Below are 434 nucleotides of genomic sequence, written 5' to 3'. Positions count from 1 at the left end.
GTTCGTTTTCCGCTTTCGCTGCGGAACGTGGAAGACCTACTGTCGGAGCGTGGGATCGACATCTGCCATGAGACGGTGCGGCTTTGGTGGAACAGGTTTGGTCCAATGTTCGCGACCGACATTCGTCGCCAGCGCGTAAATCGAATGCGCGGCTTTCGCCATTGGAACTGGCATCTTGATGAGATGTACGTCCGCATAAACGGTGAGATGATGTACCTCTGGCGTGCCATCGATCACGAAGGCGAAGTCCTGGAAAGCTACGTCACAAAAGCGAGGGACAAGGCCGCCGCCCTGCGTTTTATGAAGAGGGCGCTGAAACGCCACGGATCGCCAGAGTTCATAACGACGGACGGACTGGGCACTGTCAGAAGGATTGTACCTCTGGCAAATTGTGGAGCGCAGGGTAGGAGAAGCGGATGCCCCGAGCCAAGAAA

The 434-nt window shown here is 56.2% G+C and carries 1 protein-coding gene; it reads left to right on the top strand.

The features are described 5' to 3' along the window. Nucleotides 1-27: 27 nt before the first annotated feature. A partial coding sequence (locus Q0897_RS16075; RefSeq protein ID WP_299310438.1) for a DDE-type integrase/transposase/recombinase occupies nucleotides 28-434 on the top strand: 407 nt, incomplete at its 3' end.

Source organism: uncultured Croceicoccus sp. (assembly GCF_947496385.1).
Taxonomy (GTDB): Bacteria; Pseudomonadota; Alphaproteobacteria; order Sphingomonadales; family Sphingomonadaceae; genus Croceicoccus.
The sequence above is the reverse complement of the archived record's forward strand: the minus strand, read 5'-3'. Positions and strand labels throughout refer to the sequence as shown.